The sequence below is a fragment of the endosymbiont of Bathymodiolus septemdierum str. Myojin knoll genome, from assembly GCF_001547755.1.
Lineage (GTDB): Bacteria > Pseudomonadota > Gammaproteobacteria > PS1 > Pseudothioglobaceae > Thiodubiliella.
Genome location: NZ_AP013042.1, coordinates 967,794 through 994,621, shown reverse-complemented (window position 1 = coordinate 994,621; position 26,828 = coordinate 967,794). Strand labels below are relative to the sequence as shown.

Genomic DNA, 26,828 nt, shown 5'->3' with positions numbered 1-26,828 from the left:
ACCATATTGGTGGCTTTGGGTTGATTTATGCAAAGGTCTCAATTAGTATAAAATAGAAAAGATTAGCATTAAAACAAAACAAAATATTTGGCAGTTAAAAACAAACAGGAGAAAATATGAAAACTAGCGCCACAAAAACCAAAGCACAATTAAAAGCCATGCAGGCTAAAGCACAAGAGATTGCTAAAACTTTAAACAAAGAAGCAATTATTGTCAATAAAGGTGATAAACAACATATTGTTGTCAAGCCCGGCAATACTTATGAATTGAGCGTTAAAGACGGCGATGTTTTAAATAAAGATTTTGATGTTATTGCTAAAAAAGTAGGTGAGGATTTAGAAGTATTATTGCCTAATGACACTGTTGTTGTGTTTGATAATTATTTTGAGATTTGTGCCAGTGATTTATCTTGTTTAGTCTCCCTGCCAGCTGAAGGCAGTGTTTATTATGTTATTGAAGGTGGTTTTACAACTCTATCCGATGGTTCGCAAGTTGTGCATTTTTATGGCGATGAAGCCACACTTTCAACAATAGCAACAAACAATTTCTCCTCTGTTGCAGTTGCAGAGCTTCTACCAATGTTTGAGGCTGGTGTTTCATTCACCGCTCTTGGTGCTCTTGGCTTGACAGCGGTTGACTTGGCTGGTGCTGGTGCAACTGCGGCTGCCGATACTATTCTCTTTGGCGCAATTTTAATGGGCCCGGTGATCGAAGGCAACGGTCTTAGCGTTCAAGCATTTAAAGCCGATGGCAAAACCAAAGTTGGCGCTCTTACAAAGGTAAATGCTAATGGTAGTTTTACAGTTAATTTAGGCGATTATAAAGGCGTTGTTATCTTAAAAGTGATTGATGATAATGATGGCGCAGATTATGTTGATGAAGCAACGGGCGCTCAAGTTGATTTAGATATCACACTCCTTGCTGTCGTTGATGCATCATCAGGTGGTTCAATTAAAGTTGTGGTTACACCAGTAACAACACTTGCTGCTCAACAAGCAGGTGTTACTGAGAGTGGTGATGTTCCTTCAGAAACTACCCTTGATGCAACTACAGTTAATGCAGCAAATAAAGGTGTTGCAAATGCACTTGGACTGACTGATATTATTAATGATATCCCAGTAGCTATGATTAACACAGACGGCTCTAGTTCTAGCAGTTCTAATGCCTATGGTAAGGTATTAGCAGCACTTTCTGGTATGGATAAAAGTACTGGTGGCGTTGGTGAAACAATCAACACGCTAAAAAATGCTTTAACAGGTACTGGGTCAAGTCTAAGTTTAAGTACGACAGCAAAAAAAGATATTCTTGATGGCGCACAACAAGCAGAACTTGATAATGACAATATTAATTCTTTAACAACAGATAGTGCAATTACAGCAGCTACAACAGGTGCAACCTTAACAACAACGATTAAATTAGGCTTCCAAGATACAGGTAGTAGCCATACTGATGGTATTGTTAAAGCATATGACTTAGATGGTAGCGGTAGTGGTACTGATAAAGGGATCAAAATTAATGTTTCTGGTGTCACGGCAAATAACTGGGTATATACAACTGATGGCGGTACGACTTGGGCAGTAGGTTCTGGCACAAGTTTTGATTTACCTGAAAATTCAACTGCTTACAACAAATCAGACATTATGGTTCGAACAGGAACCAGCACTATAGCAGGTACAACAGGTTCGGTTGCATTAGCTGCTAGTGGCACTTTAACAGTTGATGGAACAGCCCCAACTATAACTATTAGTGGCGATGGTACACAAGGTTATCTCTCAGTTGGAGTAACGCAGGTTGACACTTGGGAATATTCGTTAGATAGCGGCACAACTTGGACAACAGGTTCTGGCGATAGAATTTATTTAGATGCTGGACAAAGTTGGACGGCAGGTGCTATACAAGTTAGAGGTAAAGATGTTGCCGGCAATGAAGGAAATGTTTCTAGTTCAGCAACTGTTACCACATCCACTGTAACACTATCTCTTGCAAACGATACAGGTTCTTTGAGTGATGATGGAAAAACTAATGATGCAACAGTCAATGTTAGTGTAAGCGGTTCTGTTGCATGGCAATACAGAACTACCAGTAGTGGAGCTTGGATTGATGCTACAGGTACATCTTTTGAGTTGCCTTCTGGCTCAACAGCCGCAAGTAATGTTCAAGTGAAAATTTCGGGTACTGCTGACGGAACGGCAGTAAACCTTGGTACTTTTATCTCTGCTAGTAGCGTAGAGGTTTCGACTTCTGCTCCAAGTGCACTCACAGTCACGCTTGTAGATACAGGTTCAGCTAGCGATGATTTTATTACTAGCAATAAAGTTGTTACTGTTGGTGGTATTACTGGCTCTAACACATGGGAATATTCAACTGATGGTGGTGCTAACTGGAAAACAGGAACATCAACATCTTTTGACTTATTAGATAATCGTTCTTATGTTGCAAACCAAATCCAAGTGAGACAAACTGATGAGTTTGGCAACAAATCTACTTTTGCAACTTTTAAAGATACAAATGCTAATGCAGTTGAGGTTAACATTGATACAACAGCACCAACAGTAACAGCGTTTAGTACTACAACAGCCGATGGTAGCTACAAAGTAGGTGACACAATTACAATTACCGCAACAACCAGTGAAAAAGTAGTCAGTGGTAGTACAATTACTGTGACATTAGATACAGGCGATACTGTTGATCTAACAGCATCTGCAGATGGTACAACGCTAACAGGCACTTATACAATTGACAGTAGTGATACAAGTGGTGATTTAACCGTTGTTAGCTTTACAATTGGCTCAACCACAAAAGACCTTGCAGGTAGTGCAATGACGGATACTACTGTCCCATCTGGAAAAAATATTTCAGATACAAGTGCGATTGTTGTAGATGGTACAGCGCCAACAATTACAGCATTTAGTGCGACAACAACTGACGGTAATTACAAAGTAGGCGACACAATTACAATTACCGCAACAACAAGTGAAGCAGTTAAGACTGGTGGTCAGATTACTGTAACACTAGACTCTGGCGGTACTGCAATACTAACTGCAGCATCTGATGGTACAACATTAACAGGCGTTTACACAGTTGGTAGTAGTGATACAAGTTCTGATTTAACTGTTACAAGTTTTGCAATTGGCTCAGGTGCTCAAGCGGTAACAGATGTTGCAGGTAATGCAATGACTGCTACTACGCTACCTTCTGGCAGTAATATCGAAGATTCTAAGGCTATTGTTATTGATACAACAGCACCAACTGCAACACTCAGTAGCAATATTGCACCGAGTGCAGATTTAACCATGACATTTGCAGAAACAGTCACTGCAGTTAGTGGTAAGAAGATTACACTTTATAAGAGCGATGGTACACAAATTGAACAGTTTGACGCAGCTGATAGATCTAAAGTAACATTTAGTGGTAACACAGTAAGTATCAATCCAGCAGATTTAGATGCGAATACTAACTACTATGTCCAAATAGACGCAGGCGCTTTCAAAGACACAGCTGGTAATGATTATGCAGGTATTAGTGATACAAGCTCTTGGAGCTTTACTGTTGCAGCCTTAACAACAAGTGCTGTATGGTCTAATGGCTCAACTGATGTATCATCAGATGGTATTAATATTGCTGAACTTAGCAATTTGTCAATTAAAGGTAGTATTACCAATCCAAGTGGTGCATCTAGTGTAACAATAAGTAGCATCATATTCAAAGCAACAGATGGTTCGGGGGATATTGCCATCGCTAATGACAAGATTCCTAGTATTAGTGGCACTACTTGGGAGTTAGTTAATGCTAGCATACCATCAAATTTGGTTGATGGAAAGACATATACAATTGAAGTGGGTTTGGCTGCTAGTGGTAGTATCACAGGTACTGGTGGCAACAGCACACCAGTTTTGATTGACAAGGCTGCACCAGCTACACCAACTATTGCTGCGGTTGCAACTGATGATGTGATTAATTTGTCTGAGAAGAATTCGGCTATTACAGGTACAACTGAGGCTGGTAGTACTGTGACGCTTTCAATTGGTGGTAATACTAGAACGGCTACTGTTACTAATACAACATGGAGTTATACCTTAACAGATGCTGATATTACTGCTATGGGTCAGGGTACTGAGAGTATTACCGCAACGGCAACAGATACTAATGGTAATACTGCAACTTCTAGCGCGAAGTCAATTACGGTTGATACGGTTGCACCAGCTACACCAACTATTGCTGCGGTTGCAACTGATGATGTGATTAATTTGTCTGAGAAGAATTCGGCTATTACAGGTACAACTGAGGCTGGTAGTACTGTGACGCTTTCAATTGGTGGTAATACTAGAACGGCTACTGTTACTAATACGACATGGAGTTATACCTTAACAGATGCTGATATTACTGCTATGGGTCAGGGTACTGAGAGTATTACCGCAACGGCAACGGATACTAATGGTAATACTGCAACTTCTAGCGCGAAGTCAATTACGGTTGATACGGTTGCACCAGCTACACCAACTATTGCTGCGGTTGCAACTGATGATGTGATTAATTTGTCTGAGAAGAATTCGGCTATTACAGGTACAACTGAGGCTGGTAGTACTGTGACGCTTTCAATTGGTGGTAATACTAGAACGGCTACTGTTACTAATACAACATGGAGTTATACCTTAACAGATGCTGATATTACTGCTATGGGTCAGGGTACTGAGAGTATTACCGCAACGGCAACAGATACTAATGGTAATACTGCAACTTCTAGCGCGAAGTCAATTACGGTTGATACGGTTGCACCAGCTACACCAACTATTGCTGCGGTTGCAACTGATGATGTGATTAATTTGTCTGAGAAGAATTCGGCTATTACAGGTACAACTGAGGCTGGTAGTACTGTGACGCTTTCAATTGGTGGTAATACTAGAACGGCTACTGTTACTAATACAACATGGAGTTATACCTTAACAGATGCTGATATTACTGCTATGGGTCAGGGTACTGAGAGTATTACCGTAACGGCAACAGATACTAATGGTAATACTGCAACTTCTAGCGCGAAGTCAATTACGGTTGATACGGTTGCACCAGCTACACCAACTATTGCTGCGGTTGCAACTGATGATGTGATTAATTTGTCTGAGAAGAATTCGGCTATTACAGGTACAACTGAGGCTGGTAGTACTGTGACGCTTTCAATTGGTGGTAATACTAGAACGGCTACTGTTACTAATACAACATGGAGTTATACCTTAACAGATGCAGATATCACGGCTATGGGTCAGGGTACTGAGAGTATTACCGCAACGGCAACAGATACTAATGGTAATACTGCAACTTCTAGCGCGAAGTCAATTACGGTTGATACGGTTGCACCAGCTACACCAACTATTGCTGCGGTTGCAACTGATGATGTGATTAATTTGTCTGAGAAGAATTCGGCTATTACAGGTACAACTGAGGCTGGTAGTACTGTGACGCTTTCAATTGGTGGTAATACTAGAACGGCTACTGTTACTAATACAACATGGAGTTATACCTTAACAGATGCAGATATCACGGCTATGGGTCAGGGTACTGAGAGTATTACCGCAACGGCAACAGATACTAATGGTAATACTGCAACTTCTAGCGCGAAGTCAATTACGGTTGATACGGTTGCACCAGCTACACCAACTATTGCTGCGGTTGCAACTGATGATGTGATTAATTTGTCTGAGAAGAATTCGGCTATTACAGGTACAACTGAGGCTGGTAGTACTGTGACGCTTTCAATTGCTAGCAATACTAGAGCGGCTACTGTTACGGGTACAACTTGGAGCTATACATTAACAGATGCAGACATCACGGCTATGGGTCAGGGTGCTGAGAGTATTACTGCAACAGCAACAGATACTGTTGGTAATACTGCAACTTCTGCTGCTAAGTCAATTACCATTGACACAACTGCGCCAACTGCGCCAACCGTGGATGCGCTAACAACTAATGACACCACGCCAGTCATTACAGGAACTACTGGCAGCAGTGCTGCACTGGCAACAGGTGAGAGCCTTAGTGTGACTATCTCGGGTGCTACTTATAGCGTTACCCCAGCATCAGACGGCACTTGGAGTCTTAATCTTGAAACTGCTATATCGACAAGCGGCAGACTTAGTGCATTAACAGATGGCAATCGTTATGAAGTTACAGCCACAGTTACAGATGCGGCTGACAATAGCACATCAGATAGTAGCACTAATGAGATTAGTATTAATACCAACCCACCTACAATTAGCAGTGTTACAGATAACCAATCCAACACTGTTACGAGTTCAATAGTGACTTACACTGTGGTGTTTAGTCATGCTCTGGATCAAGACACTTTTGCAAGTGCTGATATTAAACTTATCAACGCTGCTGGTACAGACATTACTGCCAACTGGACAATTGGCACGCCAACAACCAGTGATGGTATTACTTGGACAGTTGCAGTGACACCACCAACGGGTGCAAATGCCATTGATGTGACTGCAGTGCGATTAAAGATTGATGCTGGTTCTATTGCTGATATCTATGGCAATGTTAATGCTGATCTGGTGCAATCAAGCTCTTCTCAAAGTTTCGATACTACACCACCTTTTGCATCAACACTAACACTCAATACAGACACAGGTAGTAATGCCAGTGATGGTATTACTAAAGATGGTGTTATGAATGTTGGTGGATTAGATACTAACCTTGGCTCTTGGCAGTATAGTATCAATGGTGGTTCTACTTGGACAATAGTCAGTAATGGTGATACTAGCTTTACTTTAGCACCTGGGACTTATGGTGCAAACTTAATTCGAATTAGACAAACTGATAGTGCTGGACAAACAAGTACCATTACTAAGTACACTTCTGCACTGACTGTAGATACTTCAATTGATGCGCCAATGCTCTCTTCAGCAGGTGGAGGTAATATCTCAACAAGTAGTAATCTTGTTCTAACCTTTGCAGAGAATGTAAGTGCGGTTGCGGGTAAGAATATTGTGATTAAAAATAGTAGTAACAATGCTGTTGTAGAAACTATTGCAGCAAACGGTGCTCAGGTAATAATCTCTAACGGAGTTGTTACTATTAATCCAACAGATGCTAATCTAGTTGCTGGCAATAATTATTACATTGAAGTAGATGCGGGTGCATTTACAGATAGTGCAGGTAATACCTCAGCAGTTATTGCTGCAAATGATTGGGATGTGAGTGTTAATGCGATGAGTACTAGTATTGCTGTTGCCACAGATAATAAAGTTAATGCTGCTGAGAATGGTGCTGATATTACGGTTAGTGTAACAGTTTCTGCTGATAGTAGTATATTGCCAGCTTTACTTGTGGGTGATTTTACAGTCACTGTTGTTAAGGATTCTGATGGTAGTGCAGTGACATTAACAGGTGCAAGTTATAACTCTGCAACAGGTGTTTGGAGTGCAACTATTACGGGTGGTGGGTTAACGGATGCTGAGGCTTATACGATTACGGCAGATGTGACGGGCTCAGCGGGTGCTGCTAGTGGTGTTAGTGCACCGCAGACAACGCAGGCTGTTACTGTGGATACGACGGTACCAACACTGGATACAACTACTATTGCAACCGATGCTAAGGTGAATATCTCTGAGGTGAGTGGTGGTTTTAGTATTACGGGTACAACTACAGGGTTAGAAACAGGAACGCAAGTAAGTGTGTTGCTTAATAGTGTTACTTATACTGCAAGTATACTTGCTAATGGTACTTGGAGTTTGAATGTGTATTCAATAGATGCGGCTAATCTTACTGATGGTTCTACTTATGCGGTGATTGTGAATGCGAGTGATGCTCATGGTAATCCTGCTACACAGGTGTTACAAAATATCACGGTTGATAGGACAGCGCCAGTGTCTACTGTGGCGATTGATGAGGTGATTACGAGTTTGCCTACGATTACGGGTCAGACTTCTGAGTCTAGTGTTGAGGTTAAGTTGGATTTGGATGGTGATGGTGTGTATGGTGAGGTTGGTGAAGGGACTTATACGGTGAGTGTGAGTGGTGGTAATTGGGCGCTTGATTTGTCGAGTGTGAATGCTGATGGCACTTCAAGTCCGATGAGTTATTCAGCTATTACTGCAAGCACCTTGGGTGTGCAAGTCACAGCCACTGATGATGCGGGTAATGCGACGATTAAGACGGAGGTGGTGACTAAGCAGGCATCTTCTTATTCTATTTCTGACTCAAAGGTGATTGAGGGTGAGACGGGTACTAAGACTATGACTTTTATTGTGACTAGGGAGGGTGATTTGTCTACTGCTGGCACAGTTAATTATGCGGTAGATACCACACTAAGTTCTGCTAAGACAGGTAGTGGTGTTGAGAATGACTATACGGGTACAGGCAGTGGTACAGTGAACTTTGCTGCGGGTGAAAATTTTAAAGAAATTACATTAACGATTAATGCTGATTATTATAAAGAAATTAACCAAAACATCATCGTGAAACTCAGTAACTCAACAGGTGGCGTGGTGTCAAAAGATACGGGTATTGGTGAGATTAATGAGATAGATGCATCTGCCATGGTATCGGCTTTTAGCCTTAAAGATGTTAATAGTGATTTAGTGACCAATGCGATTCGTGTTAGACGCTCAAGCGATGATGCGGAGATGGATATTGGTTTTGATAAATATGGTAATTTGGATACGCAAGCCTTATTGAAGTTTGTCAATAATAATGACGATGGTTCTGCGGTAACATGGGCTAAAGGCTTTGTTACCACTTGGTATGACCAATCCAGTCGGGCTGAAAACGCAGTGCAAAATACTTATAATAAACAACCAGTTATTGTTAATAACGGCGCTTTAGTCACACTTACTTCAACCGGTGAGGTGGCAGTTAGTTTTAATGAAGGGTTAAATGGTACACCCACATCTAAAAATTGGCTGGATACAGAGCGAGACGGTTTTCAAGTGAGTGATACTGACTCGAATACATTTACCAATGTTGTTATTTACGAGTCGATGGAATATACAACTACCGCACAATATTCTAATTCAATAGTTTTTGGATCGACCAGCATATACCCTAATTACAGAGGTAATTTATATTGGTATGCGGGATCAAATTCTGGACATGGAAGGTTAGCAATCACTAATGGCGCAGGCGCAATTAATACTAAACTTGATGTTGTCTTTGAAGCAAATTATAACAATGTGGGTAATACTGGTACTTCGTCTAAAAATTACACCGATGCAGCTCAGGGGATTTATATTAATGGTGTTTCAAAAGCTCGTGATGGCACGTTATTAGGTGGTGCAAGTGGTAGCCTTAATTTGGATAATGGTAGTGACGGCTGGACACTTCAAAATAACCAAGCCAAAATAACTGAAATGTTTATTTATGCGGCTAATGAACAAAGTACCTCCATAAAACAGTTCTTAGGCAGTTCAAATAACGATACCTTTACCTATGGTGGAGAATCGATAGTGACTGGTTACGATGGCAAAGCAGGCTATGACACCGTTTATATCTCTGGCGCTAATAACCTAGATTTAACCAATGCACAGTTTAGCAGTGGTATTAAATCTATTGAACTTGTCCATATGAAAAATACTGAAGCCAATGTACTCACCATTAACGATGCTCAGTTAACTACTAACGGCTCTATTCTTAGTGTGCTGATGGACAGTGGTGATAGTATTGTGTATAACAGTGCAACACTTAATCACAGTGCTACTCAAGAAGTTGTTACCTTTGGTACAACGGGTAATGATACGATTAATATGTCTTCATTTAATGAGTTAGTCTATGGTAGAGGTGGTAGTGATACTTTTGTTTATAAGTCTTGGAGTGATGCAGCAGCAAGCAGTAGTAATGACGCTATCGCTGACTTTACCATGGGTACGGGTGCTGGTAAGGATACGCTCAATCTAGCAGACTTGTTAACGGGTTATAGTTCTGCTAATTTGGCTGACTTCTTAAGCTTAAGTGATGATGGTACTAATAGTAGCATTGCCATTGATAGCAATGGCGATAGTTCTGGCACAGATTTGACCATTACTCTAACTGGTGTTACTGGGGTAAGTCTTGCAACTATGATTAGTGATGCTAATTTAATTCTTGAGTAATATGAAGTTAAGTTAGAATAAACTAACTGCCCTAAATACAAACACCCATTGCGACAAATAGTTGCAATGGGTGTTTTTTTTTGTAAAACTATAAAACTAAGCCCGGCTTACCTAAGCCGGGCTTAGTTTTGGCTGTATGTTTTAAAATACCAAAGAAGAATGGTAATGTATAATACGCAGTGAATTAAAATTATGTTAGGGTTTTTTTGTGTTACTTAGATATTTATCAATATTTTTATTAATCAGTTTTTCTTTGAGTGTTAATGCAAAGGCTAACAATTACAGTTTGGGTGGTTTAGTCGATATGGCGTTAAATTACCATCCTTCTATTGTGGCTAGTGTTCGCTTACAGAATGCTGCAGAACAAGGGGTTGATGCAGCAGAGTGGCAGTATTTTCCTACACCCAGTTTGTCAGTTAGTCAAGTTAAGGCTTCTGAGACAGATACCAATTTTAATGGCAACAATCGTGTTATTAAGTTAGGGCTTACTCAACCACTTTGGTCGGGCGGTAGTTTAGATGCTGATTTAGAAAAAGCAGAGGCTGAGTTAGAAATTAAAAAATCACAATCATTAATTGCTAGGCGCGATTTAGCGCTTAAAGTGATTAATTCTTATTCAACATGGCTAGCTTCTTATTTAAAGTTGAAAGCCTATCGCTCAAGTAAAGAAGAGCATCAATCATTAAAAGAAAGAATTAAACGCCGCATTAAACAAGGGCTTTCTTCAGGTAGTGACTTAGCCTTGGTAAGTAGTCGCTTGCTACAAGTCAAGTCCAGTTTAAATTCAGCTGAAATTCGTCATAAAAATTCTTTATTACAGTTAGAAGAAAGTGTCGGCAAGGCATTGGATTTAAAAAACATAGTGGCTAATATTTCTGCTGACTATCCTGTTAAAGGAGAGTTGCAATCATTGCTTGCAAATGCACTAATTATCGATCCACAGTTAATAGGGCTGCATGCTAAAATAAAGTCTTTAAGGGCAACGCATAAAGCAAGTAAGGCGAGTTTACAACCGCTAGTTAATTTAAAGTTAGAGCGTCAATGGGGAAACTTTAATAATAAAAATGCAAAAGCTGAAAATCGTGTATATATTGATCTGGTGAGTCGTTTTGGTGCGGGGCTTAGCAGTTTTTCTAAGATTAAACAAGCGAAGTTTGAGCAGCAATCTTCTGAATTTGAGATTAAAAGTATTAGAGATTCTCTTAAACAGAAATTTGAGGGAGAGTGGCTTTCTGTGAAATCGTTAATTAAACAAAAGGCAATATTGAGTGATGCATTAATAGCATCGAAAAAAATACAAAAATCTTGGTATCGTCAATTCTTAGCAGGCAGAAAACAATGGCAAGATGTGATGAATGCTATTCGTGAAGTAGCGCAATTAGAGTCTCAGTTAGCAGATGCGACCGCAGAGTCTTTACTGATCAGTTGGCGCATGGGTATCCGTATTAACGGTGTGTTGAAATTAGTACACAATGATGTCCCGCCAAGGTCTTTTATTGAAACGGGTAATGAAAAACTGTTGGATGATGATTCACCAATAACTACCTCTAAAACAGCCAAGATGATACCTGACAAACCTATTATTACTAAAGAAATAGTGCAAGCGCCAAAATTAATTAGGGCGATTAAAAAGGTTGAGAATTCTTCTGCGGCTAAAGTTGAGAGCATAAAACAGCTTAGTTCTACTAAGCAACCTGTTGTTAAGAAAGTAGAAAAGACCAAAGTAATAACATCTGAGAATATTACAGTGGAATCTGACTTAAAAACAGGAAAAAGTACTGCAAATAGAGTGGTTTGGCGCCCTTCTAAACAGGGCTATAAGTCTAAATTTTTAGATTTAAATGATAGGCCATTAAAGCCCCATGTTGTTAAATTGCCAATAGCGCCAGCTAATTTGGATTTATTTAAATTAAAAATATTGCCCAAGATGAAAATACATAGAGATAAAAAAGTGCGCAATGAAAAAAATCGAACAAAAATATTTTGGAGAAGGCATTACTAATAACGGCAATAACCATTATAATGCCGTATAATTATGTGCTATTTTTATATTAATTAAGGAGGTTGTGTATGTCGTTTGTTGCAAAATATGTTGTTGTGTTTTTATCTGTGTTAATGCTTTCTAGTTGTACTTTTTTAGGCTTTAATTCTAAGGTCTCTAGTTTTGGTTTAGTAATTGAAAAACCCGTTGAATCAAAAAAAGAACCCACTAAAAAAGCGCCAAGAGTAAAAAAAGTTCGAGATTCGGTTGCTAATCAACTAAGTACACAGTATGCTAAATTAACACCCGAAGCAAAACAGTGTATGCAGAAGTATTATGTAGGCTATGAGTATGCATTATGTTTGTATAAAAATGGAGATATGAATAGTGCTGCCGACTATCTTGGTGGGTTTAATTCTGACAATCAATTAGCAGCTGAATTGTTACAAAAAATTAACCAGCCCTTGGCTTATATTGTTAATAAAGCCAATCAACAGACAGATAAGTGGTTAAACAGAAAAACAAAACTGGGGAAATTCACACTACAACCACCTACACTACCTAAGAGTTTGTCGAAGACACGCTCTTTGTCTTTGGTTAAAGGGGAGTTTGAAACAACAATTGATTTCAAACAAAGGGTTGCATTGGCGAAAAAAGAAATAGCAGAAAAAGAGGCGTTGATAGAAAAACATTATCAAGAGAAATTAGCGGCTTACAATCAGGCGTTAAATGCTTATAACACCGATCTTGAAAAAGAAAAGAAAGAAAGAGAGTTGCGCAGTTTAGATGTGTATCTTGATTATGTTAATAGTAATATTGACAATGTGCTGGGAGAACCTTATTTCTCTGATCCAATTTATGATGCAGATAAACAGCAAATGTTTTGCAACTTGCTTTCTAATAAAAGTAACTTTCGTCAACCGGTTGTGATAAATGTGGCACTTGAAGGTGCCAAGGTTTTTAAGCAGAATCTTGCTAAAGTTTTTCCAGTATTGAAATTTGATGCTACTAGAGAATCATTGACCATTGCCAGTATTGGTGCAGAGTTAAACGGTAAAATTTACAAGGCTCAACTTTTAGACAATAATCAACACGCAACATCACTGCGTAATAAGGTTGTTAACGTCAACATCACCTCTGATCGCTAATATTATCATCAATATATTATAAATTAGAGTGAAAAATAGTTTACTTTTTAGTTTTCAACGCCTGTCGCAGTTGCAGCGTGCACGCATTGATAAGGTGGAATTACAGCAAGTTATTGATGACGAATATGATGAGTCATCCAGTAAACTGGTGAACCTAAAAGGGATTTGTTCGGGATTGTTATTGTCTGCACCTAAGGCATTAAAAACCATTAAAGACCCTTCTGTATTACCTTTATTAATTTTTGATTCAGAGCAGGGTTGGGGTGTTCTTAACAGTCAGAACACTAAGGGCGAATGGATTGGCGAATGGTTTTCTGTGGAAAACGGCTCATGGTTAGAGTTGGTTATTGACAATCTTGCTGAATACGAAATATTTTCTTTAAAAACCAAGAAAAATTTTAATGCTGGCAACAGTCGAATTTTTCAGATGGTAAAAAGTGAAATTATTATCCATAAAAAATGGTTGATTGACGCCTCTTTGGCGGGTATATTTATCAATGTTATTGCTGTAGCCAGTGCGTTTTATTCAATGCAAGTGTATGACCGAGTTGTGCCAACGGGTGCTTTTCAAACGCTAATGGTATTGACTATTGGTGTATTAGCATTAACAATATTGGATTTTATTTCCAAATTAGTGCGTGCAGGTTTGTATGAAAAACTGATTGAAAATATTGATAGGCGTTTATCCCGAGATGTTTATAAGCGATTTTTATCCTTGCGTATGGACCAATTACCCAAAAGTGTGGGTAGTTTGGCGTCGCAAATGCGTGGTTATGAATCAGTACGCGCTTTTTTATCGACAATTACCACTTATCTAGTGGTAGATGTGCCCTTTATTTTGTTCTATGTTTTGTTGATTGTAATTATTGCCGGTAAATTGGCATTTGTACCAATGGCATTTTTTGTTATTGCAACCTTAACAGGTTTGTATTTCCATAAAAGAATTGAAAGTTTAGCGGACAATATTAACGAATCCGTCAATCTTAAAGTGGGTTTGTTGGTTGAATCAGTCGAAGGTGCAGAAACCATTAAATCAGGACAAGGTGGTTGGCGTATGCTCTCTAATTGGATGAATGTTACCGATGAAGGGCGAGGCTACGATTTAGAAATGAAACGAATGACTGACCAGTCTCAATATATGGTGGCATTATTTCAACAATCTTCCTTTATAATTATGGTTGCATCAGGTGCAACGATGATTGGCAGTGGCGCTTTGACTATGGGTGGACTTATTGCCTGTTCTATCTTGTCGGGGCGTATTCTCGCACCAGTAGCACAAATTCCAGCGCAGTTGGTACAATGGGCAAACACCAAGTCGGCCATTCGTTCATTGGATGTGATTTGGGATCTTAAATGTGACCATGATGGCATTGAGCAGCCAATTGTTCCTGAAAATTTACACAGTAATTATTTGATTGAAGATAAAACCCAGTTGAATTATGGTGAAAAAGTCGCTCTAATATCGCCAGAATTAAGAATTAATCCAGGTGAAAAAATCGGTGTTTTAGGTCCAATTGGCTCTGGAAAAACTTCGCTACTGCGCTTATTGAGCGGTATGTACAAACCCAATACAGGCAGGGTAATGCTCAATGATATTGATTTGGCACATATCTCTAAACCAGTTTTAGCCGAAAATATTGGCTTCTTACAACAAGAAGGACGCCTGTTTAAAGGCACGGTGAGAGAAAACCTAATTTTGGGTTTGGTTGACCCTGGGGATGAAAAGATTTTAGAGGCTTGTAAAATAACGGGATTGTTAGACAGTGTTATTTCTGCCAGTGAAAAAGGTTTGGAGCATGAAATATTTGAAGGCGGACTGGGCTTGTCTGGTGGACAGAGGCAACTCGTTAATTTAACTCGTGTGGTATTGCGTAAGCCAAAAGTTTGGCTTTTAGACGAACCTACTGCATCAGTAGATAGAAACTTAGAGGCCTTGTTAATCAATATGTTTAAAGAAGTTATTAAACCTGAAGACACATTGGTATTAGTCACACATAAGATGGAGATGATAGAATTGGTAGATCGTTTGATTGTAGTGAATAAAAATCAAATAATAATGGATGGACCAAAAGCTGATGTTATTGCACAGCTTTCAGGTAAACCACAAAATGCACCTAAAACACAGTCGCAAGAGGTTTAATAATGAGTTTAGAGAAGTTTTTGTTAAAAATAGAGCATTCATTTTCGATTGTTTATGTATTTTTAGGGGGGTTGGTTGTTTTTATTCTATGGGCAACTCTGTTTGATATTGATGAAACGATACGCTCTCAGGGAAAAGTGGTGGCAAATGGCAGCACTCAAATCATTCAAGTGGCAGATGGAGGTGTTCTGTCTAAATTATTAGTCAAAGAAGGGGAAATTGTCGTTCAAGGACAACTGTTGGCAACACTTGAAAAAGAGCGTGCACAAGCAGGCTATTATGAAGTAAGGTCTCAAGTGGCACATTTAAAGTCAGCACTAGCAAGAGCCAATGCAGAACTTTTGGAAAAGCCTATTGTGTTCGATGAATTAACGCAAAATTACCCTGATTTTATGAATGCACAAAAGGCCTTATATGTGCAAAAGAAGCGTTCTCTAAATCAAGAAGTATCGGTATTAGAAGAAAGTCTCGCAATGAGTACTAAAGAGTGGGAAATTACACAAAGTTTAGAAAAAACAGGTGATGTTGGTCAATTAGAAGTTTTGAGAGCAAGGCAAAAAGTATTAGACTTTAAACGCAAGGTGGCGGATACTAAAAATAAGTATTATGAAAGAACTGGTACTGAGATTGAAAAGTTAGAGGGTGAGTTGGCTAAACAACTACACATGCTTAAAAAACAAAAAAGCGTTTTAGAATATACCGATATTCATTCCCCTGTATCGGGTATTGTTAAAGAGTTAAAGGTGACAACTGTTGGTGGTGTGTTGCGGTCAGGTGAGCAATTAATGGAAATATCTCCTTTGAAGGGAGGAGTTGTTTTGGAATTAAAAGTCAATCCTGTTGATATTGGTCGATTAAGACTTGGTATGTTAGCCACTATTAAGTTAGATGCGTTTGATTATACGATTTTTGGCGGTTTAAAAGGTGTGGTTACTTACATCAGTTCAGATACTTTATTAGATAAAGATCCTTCAGGCAGGGAAATGGCTTTTTACCAAGTTAATATTAAAATAGAAGGTCCAGAGCATGACGATAATGAAAAGTCTAAACTTATTAAGCCAAAATTAGGTATGTCAGCTACGGTTGATATTAAAGTTGGCGAACGCTCATTATTTACTTATCTTATTAAGCCTATCTCCAGAGGATTCAGCGGCGCCCTTAACGAAAAATAACCTAAGCCCGGCTTAGTTAAGCCGGGCTTAGGGTTTATGTTATAATTTTAAATGTAGATGGGAATCTGGTGGGAAATTATGTCGATAAGAAAAGTTGAGTTGGTTAATAAAGAGTATTATCATGTGTTTAATCGCGGGGTTGAGCGGCGTGATATTTTTATTGATTCAGAAGATTTGCAATTCTTTTTTAATGGGTTGCTGATTTTTAATAAGGTGGATACCAGCCCATTTACCCAAAGTCCAGAAAAATTTGTTGATATTGTTGCTTATTGCTTATTGCCCAATCATTTTCATTTGTTGTTGAGACAGGTCTCCGATGAGGGGATTTCTAGATTTATGCAAAAATTATGCACTTCCTATGCTAAGTTTTTTAATAAAAAATACAAAAGAAATGGTTCACTTTTTCAAGGGCGATTTAAAGCAAATCATTTGAATGGAGAGTATGCCTTGCCCACATTGGCAAGTTATGTTAATTTAAACTACAAGCACCATAAAATAGACAGACAAACAAGAATGGTTAAGTCGAGTATTTTTGAATATCTGGATATGGAAATGGGTAGGCGTATTTGCTCAGAGAATGAAATTAATAATATTTTAAATGAAGTTGGCGGTCTGGAAGAGTATAAAAAATATGCTACAAACGCCTCTATTTCTTTTGCTGATAATAAAAATATTAATTTAGAAAATGAAGATTTTTCTTTTTAACCCTAAGCCCAACCCTAAGCCCGGCTTAGGTAAGCCGGGCTTAGGGTTTTTATTTCTATTTATAGTGGTATCGGTTGGCGCTCAGCCATCGTGGCAATCTAAAGATTACATTAAAAAAGCTTTTTTTGAAATCGCTTATAAAAATGAATACAACCAAGAACTTAAGGTTGACAAACTAAGACGCTGGGAAAAATCTATTCACTATAAGGTTGATTATTTTAAGTTTCCAGCTGTTTTGGAGATAGCTGAAAATATGATTGATAACCATTTTAAAGATTTGTCTGATATTACGGCTTTGCCGATTGCCAAAAGTAATGAAAACCCTAATTTTAGAGTCATACTCACCAAGCGAACGCATTATAAAGAGGCTATTGACAAATACACCGATAGCAAGATAAAAAATCTTGATACCGAAAGCAATTGTTTATTATCTTTTAAGTATTTATACTATCAAATAGTTGGGGCTACCGTTATTATTCCTGTTGATCATACAATGAAGTATGGTCTTTTGCCTGCTTGTATCGTTGAAGAATTAACGCAGGCAATGGGTTTGCCAAATGACTCTGATTGGGTGAATCCATCAGTAGCAAACGATAAAAGTGTCTTAGATTTATTGACGGGATTAGATTATTTAATGTTAAAAATACTCTATGATAGGCGCCTTGCAGTTGGTATGGGTGTTAAACAGAGTGGTGCTATTATTGATGAGATATTGCTAGATTTTGAGCAACAAAACTTAATTAAAAATGCCATATCGAAAGCCAGAAAACTTCGTCTTAGTCAACAATTAGAACTCTTTTAATTTCTAAGCCCGGCTTACCTAAGCCGGGCTTAGGGCTGTTCAATGATAATGTTATAGTTGGGTAGGGCGTTGAGTAGTTGTTTGCCGTAGAATTTTGTTACCATGCGATTGTCAAAAATAGTGATTTTTCCACTGTCGGTTTCGGTGCGAATTAAACGACCACAGGCTTGAATAAGTTTGAGGGAAGCATCTGGTAGGGAGATTTCCATAAAAGGATTGCGATTTTGTGATTGCAAGTAATCAGCAAGGGTTTTGTCAATCGGTGAGGTTGGGACGCTAAAGCGCAATTTAGCGATGATAACATGAGTGAGGTTGTTGCCTTTGAGGTCTACACCTTCGGCAAAACTATCAAGTCCGAAAATGACAGAACCTTGACCTTGTTTACGCAGGTTGATGTGTTTTTCTAAAATTAATTTCTTTGAAAATTCGCCTTGCACTAATAAGTGTGGCTCTAATTTTTTCTCAACTAAATCTGCCACCATTTGCATTTGTTTATTGGAAGCGAATAAAACCAAGCTGCCTTCGTTGCTATCAATGCGCTCTAGGAGTTGTGTGGCAACTTCCTGAGTGTGTTCGTAGATTTGAGTTGGGTTAGCTTGGAATTTAGCGACGATAAAATCAACTTTTTCAAATTTAAATGGAGAGGGTAGGCGTAAATATTGGTTTTCTGTCTTGATTAAGCCGAGTTGATTATTGAGTCGCTCGAAACTGCCGAGTGAGGATAAGGTGGCAGAGGTAAGGATGCACCCCGCGGCTTTTGACCAGATGAGTTTGTCTAAATTGGTGGAAATATCGGTTTGGGCGCTGTTAATGCTGTAGTTGATTTTTTTGTTGACAGTATTTTTGGAAATCCAGCGAGAATAAGGGGTTTTCGTGTCATTGTCGGTTTTTAAGAAGGACATAAGTAATTCAATGATACCAACCAAATGTTGCTCGACTTCGCCGATGGCGTTGTTAAGGGGGTCGGCGATGTGTTTGTCTAAAGGCTTGAGTTTTAGACAGTCCTCCCACGATTTTTTTAATTGTTGAAAACGGTTAGCGGTGACGGTAATAAGGGTATTGAGTTGCGTGGAAATTTGAGCAATACTTGCATCTACTTGCCCTTGGTTAAATAGATGAGTGTCATCATCATAAGGCAAACCTTTGAATATCATTGTTAAATCTTGTAGATGCTCATCAATTTGCTTAATGTCGATTTCGATGTCATTCTGCTCGGTAATTTTACAGATTTGTTCGCTGACGCTTTTGGCTTGACGGATGCTGATTTTAATGAATTCGGTGCTGGTGCTAAGGGAGAAATGTGACAATGCCTTAGCGTTTAAATGGTGTGCTTCGTCAAAAATGAAAATAGCATCTTCGACATTGGGGAGCACGGTATTACCAGTAGATAAATCGGCTAAGACCAGGTCATGATTGGCGACGATGACATCGGCTTGAGTGATTTTTTTGCGCGCTTTAAAGAAGGAACAGTCTTGGTAAAATTCGCAGTTTTTGGCAGTGCAAGTGAAGCGATTGCAGGCGATTTTTTGCCAAACCATAGAATCAGGCGTGCGTATTAAATCATCGATTTCGCCATTCCATTCTTGCTCTGAGTAGTCGCGAAGTAAGTCTGCCATTTGTTGGATTTGGTATTGTGCAGGGGGTTCATCGAATAGAACGCCTGCCGCCAAAGATTCGTCAGTTGCATTGTCTTCTGTTAAATTGATGAGGTTGCGAATGCAGACATAGCGGGAGCGACCTTTAACCAGTTCATATTTGAATTCGGCTTGGCAATATTTACTGGCTTCGGGTAAATCTTTAACCAATAATTGTTCTTGCAAGGCGACATTGGCACTGGAAATAATCAGTTTCTTCTTGTTGGCTTTGGCGATGGGAATGGCAGAAAGTAAGTAAGCGAAGGTTTTTCCTGTGCCTGTTGGGGCTTCTACACATAAGATTTTGTTATTGTCTTTATATTCTCCCGCTAAAGTCTTAGAGATTTCTGCAATCATTTTATTTTGTGCGCCTCGCAATTGAAAGCCATCCATATCGTCTTTTAAAGCGATAAAAGAATCACGAATTTGCCCTTTTAAATCCTCAGATAGTGGCATTTAAGACCTGCGCTGTAGTGACAAATCGCACAGAGCGATGAGCGCGTCTTTGTAGTCAGAATTTTTAATAATAGTCAGTGATTGTTTGGCTAAATCGGCTGATTTTTGCGCTTGTTCTCGGGTGTAGTCAAAGGCATTGACGGATTGTAAAATGTCAATGACTTGTTGGATTTTAGAATTATCAGCGTTATTGATGGCATCCTCTAAGAGTTGTCTATCTTTACCTGAGGTGTTTTCCAAGGCGTAAATCATCGGTAAAGTGGTCTTACCTTCGCTTAAATCATCACCGACTTCTTTGCCCATTGTTTTGCTGTCAGATTGGTAATCCAAAACATCGTCAATGATTTGAAAGGCGTTGCCGAGATGTAAACCATAATCTTTCAAAGCCCTCTCTTGCGCTTCATCAACTTCGGATAAGATACCGCCGATTTGCGTGGCTGCTTGAAACAATACTGCCGTTTTGCGCTTGATGACTTGATAGTATTCGGCTTCAGTGATAGCGGCATTTTGGCAATTTAATAATTGCAAAACCTCCCCTTGTGCGATCTCATTGGTGGCTTTGGAAAGAAGTTCCATGATACGCATCGATTCAGGTTTGACCATCATTTCAAAAGCACGAGAGTATAGAAAATCACCAACGAGTACGCTGGCAGCATTACCCCAAACTTCATTTGCAGTGTCTTTGCCACGACGCATATCTGATTCATCAACGATGTCATCGTGTAGCAAAGTTGCAGTATGAATGAGTTCAATGACCACTGCCATTAAATGATGGTGCGTGCCTTGATAATTCGTTGCACGCGCACAAAGTAATAACAATAGGGGGCGCAGGCGCTTACCACCTGCATTAATAATATAGCCACTCATTTGATTAATGAGGGCAACATCAGAGCTCAAATGCTCAACCAGTACCTTATCAGTCTTAGTGATATCATCTTGGAGTAAATTTTGAATGTCTGTGAATTTCATAAAGGTTATTTTAACAATATTCACCCGTCATTGGGCAAAGGGTAGTGTGTTATTTTAAAGAGACTTCAAAGTGCTGGCTAACAAATAAACTTCTTTAGAGCGAGCACGAGAGGCTTTAGGTTTGCGGATGATGACTTTAGCAAAGGCAGCGCGACAGGCTTTAACATATTCGTCAAACCCCACGCCCTGAAAGACTTTGACAAAGAAATAGCCATTTGGTGTTAGGGTTTTAACAGCCATATCTAGGGCTAATTCACATAAATATAGAGATTTTGGAATATCAACGGATAGTTGCCCACTCATGTTGGGTGCCATATCGCTCAATACCACATTAACTTTTTTGCCTTTGGTGAGTGTGAGTAATGCTCCGTAAACTTCCAATTTAGTAAAGTCGCCTTGTAAAAAATCGACATTATCAATCGGCTCAATATCCAAAATATCACTGGCAATCACTTGTCCTTTTTTACCTACAATTTTAATGGCCACTTGGCTCCACCCACCTGGGGCTGCACCTAAATCTAATAGGGTATCACCCGGTTTGATAAATCTATCTTTATCAATTGCTTCGATAAGTTTGTAAACTGCACGCGAACGATAGCCTTCTTTTTGTGCGCGTTTCACATATTCATCACTCATATGCTCGCTCATCCAACGCCCTGAACTGCCCTTATTTTTTGCCATAATTGATTATATTGAGACCTTTGCGGTCTCTACATTATTGAGTACTAATATTGTTCGATATTATAGGCAGTTTAGGGGATAATAATGCCTTTTTCATTATCATCATAATCTTATGAACGAGAAACTCAGAAATATTGCTATTATTGCCCATGTTGACCACGGAAAAACTACTTTGGTTGACAAACTTTTGGAGCAGTCACAAACTTTTGACGAGCGTTTCGAGTCTTCAGACAGAATGATGGATTCTAATGATTTGGAAAAAGAACGCGGTATCACAATTTCAAGTAAGAATACAGCAATTAAGTGGAACGATTACCACATTAATATCGTTGACACCCCTGGACACGCGGACTTTGGTGGTGAGGTAGAGCGAGTTTTATCTATGGTAGATTCGGTTTTACTATTAGTTGATGCACAGGAAGGGCCGATGCCACAGACGCGTTTTGTCACTAAAAAGGCGTTTGACCAAGGGTTGAATCCGATTGTAGTGATTAATAAAATTGATAAAGATGCAGCGCGCCCTGACTGGGTAATTGACCAAGTGTTTGATTTGTTTGACCAACTTGGTGCAACGGATGAGCAGTTAGATTTCCCTATTATTTATGCCTCAAGCATTAATGGTTACGCGTCTTTAGAAAACAATGTGCGCGCGGGCGACATGACACCAATGTTTGAAACGATTATTGAGAAAGTTGAGGCACCAGAAGTGGATGTTGATGCACCGTTGCAAATGCAAATTACAGCGTTAGATTATTCTTCATTTGTGGGTGCAATTGGTATTGGTCGCATTACCCGAGGTACAATTAAGAGAAATCAACAAGTGATAGTGATTGGCGCAGATGGTAAAGAACGAAAAGCGAAAATTGCAAATTTGATGGGCTTTATGGGTTTGGAAAAAGTAGATGTTGCTAGCGCAGAAGCGGGTAATATTGCTTGTATCGTTGGCATTGAAGGTATTTCTATTTCGGATACGGTTTGCGATGTGGAAGGTGCGGAGGCTCTGCCGCCACTCAGTGTTGATGAGCCGACAGTATCGATGGCATTCCGCGTCAATGACTCGCCGTTTGCGGGGCAAGATGGCAAGTATATTACTTCTCGTAATATTCGTGACCGCTTAGATAAAGAACTAATCTACAATGTAGCGTTGCGTGTTGCCAATACTGACGACCCATCAGAATTTATTGTTTCAGGTCGTGGCGAGTTGCACTTATCTATCTTGATTGAGACTATGCGCCGCGAGGGTTTTGAATTAGCAGTGGGTCGTCCGCAAGTGATTTTAAAAGAGATTGATGGGGTGATGTGTGAGCCCTTTGAAGATTTAAGTGTGGATGTTGAAAGTCAGCATCAAGGCACAGTAATGGAGAAATTGGGCGAGAGAAAAGCAGAATTAACGAATATGGTGCCAGATGGCAATGGTCGTGTGAAATTAGATTTTAATATTCCTGCTCGTGGTTTAATTGGCTTTAGAACCGAGTTCTTAACGGCTACAACAGGCACAGGCTTGATGAACTCAACTTTTGATGGTTATAAGCCACAAAAAGACGGCATTATTGGTCAGCGAAATAACGGCTCATTGATTTCAATGACACAAGGTCAAGCTGTTGCCTATGCAATTTTTAACTTACAAAAATCAGGTAAATTCTTCGTTGAACACAACACCGATATTTATGAAGGTATGGTTGTTGGTATTCACACGCGTGAAAATGATTTGGTTGTCAATGTAATGAAGGGCAAGCAATTAACCAATGTCCGTGCTTCAGGTACGGATGAGGCAGTTTCATTGACGCCAGCGATTAAGTTGGATCTTGAGCAAGCCTTAGAATTCATCGATGACGATGAGTTGGTAGAGGTTACCCCGAACAATATCCGTATTCGTAAGCGCTTATTGAACGAAACGGAAAGAAAACGCGCAAAGCCTAAGGCTAAAGCTAAGTAGTTACTTTTTGAATTAGATGTAAGTATAGAATATTTTTTTTGATATACTGACCACTTATGGATAATTTTCTCAATTTTTTTGTTAAGCAAAAAAAACTGGCACTGGCTTTCACCATTAGCATTATCAGTGTTGGCTTGCTTATTTTAAACGGCATTCAGCGTAATCAATTTCCTATTGTGGATTTAGAAATAATGATTGTTACCACGGCTTATCCAGGTGCTTCACCTGAAGATGTTGAGAAAAATGTAACCAATCTGATTGAAGATGAACTTAGGGGTGTTACGGGTATTGATAAATATACCTCCACTTCCAGCGAAGGTCTCTCTGTTATTGTCATTACCTTAGACCAAGATTTGGACGACACCAAAAGCGTCAAACAAGAAGTGCGTGAAGCAATTAATCGGGTGCGTAGTTTTCCGGTAGAAGTGGTGGATTTACCTAAAGTGACTGATGCGCAACCTTCACGGGGGATTTTGCGTGTTGGCATTGGCGCCAAATATCTTAATTACGAACAATTGCGCAATAAAGTGGACGATATCAGTCATTATCTTGAGCGTGTTGAGGGGGTTTCTGAAGTTGCAAAAGATGGTTACCTAGATAAACAAATACAAATCCACCTTAATCCAGATAAACTCAACCAATACAAACTTTCATTGAATGAGGTTATTAATAGCGTTAGTAGTCGCAATAAGCGCTATACCGTAGGCACCAATCATAACAAAATAAATGAAAAGAATATTGTTGTTTTGGCAAAATTTGGCAACGATGCGCCGCTTGAAGATGTGGTGCTTAAATCCACTTTTAACGGACCTGTGATTCATTTGAGTGATGTTGCCACTATTGTTGATGGCAATGTCGAACAAACTGATATTGTGCGTATTAATGGCAAGAAAGGTTTTATTTTGACAATCTTTAAGCATGATTATGCTGATGTGATTGACACGGTGGATTTGGTCCAAAATGAATTAGAAGCATTCAATCAAAAAAACAATAACCAATTGCAGTTTTCTTATTCATCAAACGAATCTTCACGGGTGAAAAATCGTTTAGAGATTGTGACCAACAATGGTGCAATTGGTTTGTTAATGGTGTTGATTGTTTTGAGTGTGTTTTTAAATTTAAAAACCGCATTTTGGGTGGCACTTAGTTTGCCAGTGAGTTTACTCGGAACGGTTCTTTTGCTAGGTGTTTTTGGTGAAAATATCAATCTCATCTCTTTGGCGGCAATGATTTTGGTGCTCGGAATTGTGGTGGATGATTCAATCGTCGTAGCAGAAAGTATTCATCATTACAAGCAAAAAGGTTTGCGTGGTGTTGAGGCAGCAGTTATTGGCTTAAAGCGTGTGATTATGCCGGTAATTACCACTATTACCACCACTATTTTGGTATTTTCTTCCATGTTTTTAATGGGTGGCACCATGGGTAAATTTATCTATGTGATTCCATTGGTGGTGATTTTTGCTTTGTTATTGTCTTTATCGGAAGTTCTGATTGCACTGCCTGCGCACTTGGTAAGTACAAAAGAAGAGATTGTGCAAAAATCTTGGTTCAACAAAGTTGAATCTTATTTTTCAGTGGTGATTGCTCGGGTTTTAAAATGGCGTTATTTAGCCGTCGGAGTATTTGTTTTTGTATTGGGATTTTCGTTGTATTTTGCTAAAAATAATATGCAATTTGTGTTGTTCCCAGCGATTGGTGCTGACAGTATTCATGCAAAAATGCAGATGTCAAAGAGCAGTTCTTTGTCCCACACTGAAATTACTTCTAAACAAGTTGAAGCATTGATTAATGAAGTAGTGGGTGAGAATATTCGCAGTGTTTCTAATGATGTTAGCAGGACAAAGGCTGCATTTAATATTGATTTGATTAATGTAAATCAGCGTACAGAAAGTGCCATGACCTTGTTAAAACGACTAAAAGCTCGAGCTTACGAAGTGAAAGGTGTTGAAAAACTCACTTTTTCCGTTAAACGACCTGGTCCGCCGCAAGGGGAAGATATTCAAATCGGTTTGATTGGCAGTAACGATATTCAACGACAGTCCGCCAGTAATCAATTAGAGCAAATTATGTCAAATATTACTGGCATTGATAACCTTGATCGGGACGATGAACCAGGCAAAGAGCGTCTTGAAGTGGTGCTTGATTTTGCCAAGATGGCGCGTTTGAATGTTGATTTATTGAGTGTTAGTAATTATTTAAAAACAGCCTTTACTGGTATTGATATTACACATGTTCGTCAAGGGCAAACAGATGTCAGTTTTAGATTGTATTTGGGTGATGGTGAAAATTCTCAAGCCTTCATTAAGCAACTAAAAATCAGTAATAAAACTGGAAATTTAGTGCCCATTACCCAATTTTCAAAAGTTAGGTTAATTCAAGGGGAGCCCAATTTTAACCATTTTGACGGTCAGCGTGCAACGGTTATTAGTGCCAGTGTTAACGATGAAATTATCAATTTGAGTGGTGTTACAAAAAAAATCCTAACCCAATTAAATGCAGGTGAGAATTACCTAGATATTGAGGTAAAAGTTGAAGGTGGGAGTGAGGATACACAAAAATCAATGCAAGATTTTATCAAAGCCTTTATTTTCTCAATACTCGGCATCTATTTATTATTACTGCTGTTGTTTAATTCTTACACGCAGCCTTTGTTGGTTTTAAGTGCCATTCCCTTTGCGTTGGTTGGGGTTATTTGGGCATTTTTCTTACATGGAGAGCCCCTTAGTTTTTTTGCAGTTTTAGGTACATTGGCATTGGTTGGCGTGATTGTGAATGATTCACTTGTTTTGGTTAATCATTTGAATTTTCTCAAACAACAAGATCCGACGCTTGACATACACAAATGGATTGTCCAGGGTACCACCGACCGCTTGCGGGCAGTGGTATTGACAACATTAACCACCTTGGCAGGTATTATTCCACTTGCCTATGGTATTGGCGGCGTGGATTTTTTGCTACAGCCAATGGCATTAGCATTGGGCTATGGTTTACTATTCGGCACATTAATGACTTTAGTCTTGTTACCGTGCCTGTATTTGATGAATTATGATTTCGTGAACTGGATTGCCAGATTCCGTAAACAAAATACCTAAGCCCGGCTTACCTAAGCCGGGCTTAGG

The 26,828-nt window shown here is 39.2% G+C and carries 12 protein-coding genes; 9 read left to right on the top strand and 3 right to left on the bottom strand.

Annotated features, from left to right (window positions below; all coding sequences use genetic code 11):
• The first annotated feature begins 116 nt into the window (after positions 1 to 116).
• The 7 genes from BSEPE_RS05240 to BSEPE_RS05210 all read left to right on the top strand — a co-directional run bounded on the left by BSEPE_RS05240 (position 117) and on the right by BSEPE_RS05210 (position 18,033).
• On the top strand, positions 117 to 10,085 hold the full coding sequence (locus tag BSEPE_RS05240; protein ID WP_066044814.1) for an Ig-like domain-containing protein: 9,969 nt from the start codon (positions 117 to 119) through the stop codon (positions 10,083 to 10,085).
• A gap of 208 nt (positions 10,086 to 10,293) precedes the next feature.
• The gene (locus BSEPE_RS05235; RefSeq protein ID WP_066044812.1) at positions 10,294 to 12,087 is read left to right on the top strand and encodes a TolC family protein; all 1,794 of its coding nucleotides are present in this window, start codon (positions 10,294 to 10,296) and stop codon (positions 12,085 to 12,087) included.
• 68 nt (positions 12,088 to 12,155) lie between these two features.
• On the top strand, positions 12,156 to 13,214 hold the full coding sequence (locus BSEPE_RS05230; RefSeq protein WP_066044810.1) for a hypothetical protein: 1,059 nt from the start codon (positions 12,156 to 12,158) through the stop codon (positions 13,212 to 13,214).
• 28 nt (positions 13,215 to 13,242) lie between these two features.
• A complete protein-coding gene (locus tag BSEPE_RS05225; RefSeq protein WP_066044808.1) occupies positions 13,243 to 15,354 on the top strand; it encodes an ATP-binding cassette domain-containing protein in 2,112 nt (703 codons plus the stop codon).
• A 2-nt stretch (positions 15,355 to 15,356) separates the two neighbouring features.
• Positions 15,357 to 16,526 carry an HlyD family efflux transporter periplasmic adaptor subunit gene (locus tag BSEPE_RS05220; protein ID WP_066044806.1) on the top strand — a complete coding sequence of 390 codons (1,170 nt, stop codon included), beginning with the start codon at positions 15,357 to 15,359 and terminating at the stop codon, positions 16,524 to 16,526.
• A 78-nt stretch (positions 16,527 to 16,604) separates the two neighbouring features.
• Positions 16,605 to 17,231, top strand: a complete 627-nt coding sequence (locus BSEPE_RS05215) for a transposase (RefSeq protein WP_162262089.1) — start codon at positions 16,605 to 16,607, stop codon at positions 17,229 to 17,231.
• Entirely contained in the window at positions 17,212 to 18,033 is an 822-nt protein-coding gene (locus BSEPE_RS05210) for a DUF2927 domain-containing protein (RefSeq protein ID WP_066044802.1), read from the top strand. The genes BSEPE_RS05215 and BSEPE_RS05210 overlap by 20 nt, the downstream gene beginning before the upstream one ends.
• Positions 18,034 to 18,062: 29 nt before the next feature.
• Here the strand turns inward: BSEPE_RS05210 and dinG are convergent, their stop codons facing one another.
• From dinG to rlmE, 3 genes are read right to left on the bottom strand one after another with little or no spacing between them, the layout of a single operon-like run.
• Complete coding sequence (gene dinG / locus BSEPE_RS05205) at positions 18,063 to 20,123, bottom strand: ATP-dependent DNA helicase DinG (protein WP_066044800.1); 2,061 nt, start codon at positions 20,121 to 20,123, stop codon at positions 18,063 to 18,065.
• The gene (locus BSEPE_RS05200) at positions 20,124 to 21,092 is read right to left on the bottom strand and encodes a polyprenyl synthetase family protein (protein WP_066044798.1); all 969 of its coding nucleotides are present in this window, start codon (positions 21,090 to 21,092) and stop codon (positions 20,124 to 20,126) included.
• A 54-nt stretch (positions 21,093 to 21,146) separates the two neighbouring features.
• Positions 21,147 to 21,773, bottom strand: a complete 627-nt coding sequence (gene rlmE, locus BSEPE_RS05195) for a 23S rRNA (uridine(2552)-2'-O)-methyltransferase RlmE (protein ID WP_070104562.1) — start codon at positions 21,771 to 21,773, stop codon at positions 21,147 to 21,149.
• A 112-nt stretch (positions 21,774 to 21,885) separates the two neighbouring features.
• On the opposite strand from rlmE, the gene typA reads away from it, so the two are divergent.
• Together typA and BSEPE_RS05185 are read left to right on the top strand one after the other, a co-directional pair.
• Positions 21,886 to 23,709, top strand: a complete 1,824-nt coding sequence (typA, locus tag BSEPE_RS05190) for a translational GTPase TypA (protein ID WP_066044796.1) — start codon at positions 21,886 to 21,888, stop codon at positions 23,707 to 23,709.
• A gap of 56 nt (positions 23,710 to 23,765) precedes the next feature.
• Positions 23,766 to 26,801, top strand: a complete 3,036-nt coding sequence (locus tag BSEPE_RS05185; RefSeq protein ID WP_066044794.1) for an efflux RND transporter permease subunit — start codon at positions 23,766 to 23,768, stop codon at positions 26,799 to 26,801.
• Positions 26,802 to 26,828 lie beyond the last annotated feature (27 nt).